Raw genomic sequence first — 2,222 nt, 5'->3', positions numbered from 1 at the left:
ATCGCCCGGTTTTACTCGGTTCCCCTGCCACCCAGGAGGGCGGATTATGAGACATTACGGTGCCTCTGCTCATTCTGGCCACCAGGTTTTATTCAGTGTTTGTCCGTCTGTATCCCACGGACAGGATTCATGGTCAGGCGGCTTTCCAATTCGCGGCGCTGGCTTGCCCCCATACTTTCTACTTCCTCCAGCAGGTTGACCCAATCTACAACACTGATCTGGCGAGTACGCAAGGCCTCCGTCTGATTTTTTGTCCAGGCGAAGAAATCCTGTTCATACAAACTCGTTGTGGATTGATCAAGCTGTCTTGCCGTAGCCATGGGACACCCCCTATGTTGGCTTGTCCTGTGAGGATAATCAGTTTGCTGAGTTAGGAAAAGTTAAGGCAGTTCCGTCTACCCAGTGAGCCTCTCTAGCCTCATTCCCCGAGCATAGAGCATTTTACTCTTTTGAGTATGGCAATCAGGGGCCCGCTATACTGCAGGGTGGCACCGCCGTGTGATGCTCTCAGTATTTCGATGCCTACTATATCCCCGTGCTCATCATAATCCAAAATGACGCCGGGGCTGGCCTCGTCGCTTTCCATAACGGGATGCTCACTTAGCCCTATGGTCAGCGTATCCGTGTCCGGGTCGTAGCGTACTTTCATGATCCCCTCCAATACTTCTCTGATGGTCCTGGCGCACCTGTTCCGGTGGGGAGATTCCCGCTTCGAGAAGGCCCGGTCTGTTTTAGCTCCGCAATTACTGGTGCGCAATCCAGAAACAGCAGATTTGATCACCCACACCCGGTGTCCGTACTGCTCACCCCTCCCTGGGTAATCAATTCTCATTTTGTGACAGATGTCAAGCAAGGATTCATAAAACTGTAACATAGCTTTGTTATGGTTCATTCAACATGTAGGTTTTAGTCCGCAAACTATCGGCATTAGCCGAAATGAGGAGCCGCAATGCTATCCATCCGCAAATTACCTTTGGCAGTCGCTATCAGCGTGCTGGGTTTCAGCGCCTTTTCCAATGCCCAGGCGGCCACCGAGGGCCTGCCTTTCAAGATTGTGGCTTATGATGCCGCCTACACCCTTCATCCCAATGGCAGTTACACCGCGCAAATTCACGAAGTTACTTCTCCGCTCAGCCATTTCGGCGTCCAGAAGTTTGCCCAGGCCCATAAACAATATCCGGCCAAAATGGCGGATTTGCAGGTCATCAAGGCCTACACCCTCAGTCCTTCCGGTAAAAAATACGACGTCGACAAAGACAAGATTTATACCCGGACCCTGCCGGTAGTCGCCGATGCGCCGGAATTCAGTGACGCCAAGGCGATCACAGTGGTGTTTCCCCATGTGGCCGTGGGGGATGATCTGGTTTCGGACTGGCAGGAAGATTTCAAAAAGCCGTATTTCCCGAATCAGCTCAGTATCAGCCATACGGTGCCGTATTTCCTGCAAGCGGATCAGGTCCACATTGTGGTACATGCGCCGATGGACATGAAACTGCACTGGGCCGGCTCCGGCGCTTATCAGGTCACCCACAGCGTTCAGGGAAATACCCAGACCATCAGCGCCACGCTCAAACAGGCGCATCCCGAGCCTGTGCAGCCCAATGCCGTGAGCTTCTATCAGGTCAGCCCGACTTTCACGCTCAGCACCTTTCCCAACTGGGAAGCCATAGGCGATGCCTACTGGAAATACGCCGAACCCGCCGAAAAAGTAACGCCGGAAGTGCAGAAACTGGCGGACAAAATCGCCGGCGATAAAACGGGTAAGGCAGCGGTGCAAGCCCTCTATGACTGGACCGTCCATCATATCCGCTGGGTGGGCGTGGAAACGGGATTGAGTGGTTATAAACCCTATCCGGCAGATACAACCATGACACAGCGCTATGGCGACTGTAAGGCCGCTGCCGCTTTATTGGTGGCTCTGTTGCAGGCTCGCCATATTGCCGCCCAGCCGGTGCTCCTGGGGGCCGGAAACGATTTTGGCCTAGGAAAAGTCGCCAATCTCCAGCGCTTCAATCACGTCATCGTCTATGTCCCTCAGTATGATCTCTATCTGGATGCCACCTCGGGTTACGCCCCCATGGGCACCATTCCTTTTCCTGATGTCTACCATCCGGTCATCCTGGTAAGCGATCACTCCAAAATGGCCACCACCCCCGGCGATGGTCCCGCAGCCAGTGGCATGACTGGCACGGAAAAAGTCAGCGTCCACGCGGATGGCAGTA

General features: G+C 54.0%; 3 protein-coding genes. 1 reads left to right on the top strand and 2 read right to left on the bottom strand.

Annotated elements, in window-relative coordinates; all coding sequences use genetic code 11:
* Positions 1 to 92: 92 nt before the first annotated feature.
* Entirely contained in the window at positions 93 to 320 is a 228-nt protein-coding gene (locus AC2VLY_RS11680; protein ID WP_486894368.1) for a DUF29 domain-containing protein, read from the bottom strand.
* A gap of 98 nt (positions 321 to 418) precedes the next feature.
* Positions 419 to 649, bottom strand: coding sequence for a DUF2283 domain-containing protein (locus AC2VLY_RS11675; RefSeq protein WP_486894370.1), 231 nt, complete (start codon positions 647 to 649; stop codon positions 419 to 421).
* A gap of 300 nt (positions 650 to 949) precedes the next feature.
* Here AC2VLY_RS11675 and AC2VLY_RS11670 point away from each other — a divergent pair.
* On the top strand, positions 950 to 2,222 hold a 1,273-nt coding region (locus AC2VLY_RS11670; protein ID WP_486922327.1), incomplete at its 3' end, for a DUF3857 domain-containing protein.

This window comes from Acidithiobacillus sp. TH-A36 (assembly GCF_057473445.1).
This window is presented reverse-complemented; position numbering and strand designations above follow the sequence as displayed.

Coding starts and splice junctions, on each gene's coding strand:
- AC2VLY_RS11675 (WP_486894370.1), bottom strand. CDS start 649: ATGAAAGTACGCTACGACCCGGACACGGATACGCTGACCATAGGGCTA.
- AC2VLY_RS11680 (WP_486894368.1), bottom strand. CDS start 320: ATGGCTACGGCAAGACAGCTTGATCAATCCACAACGAGTTTGTATGAA.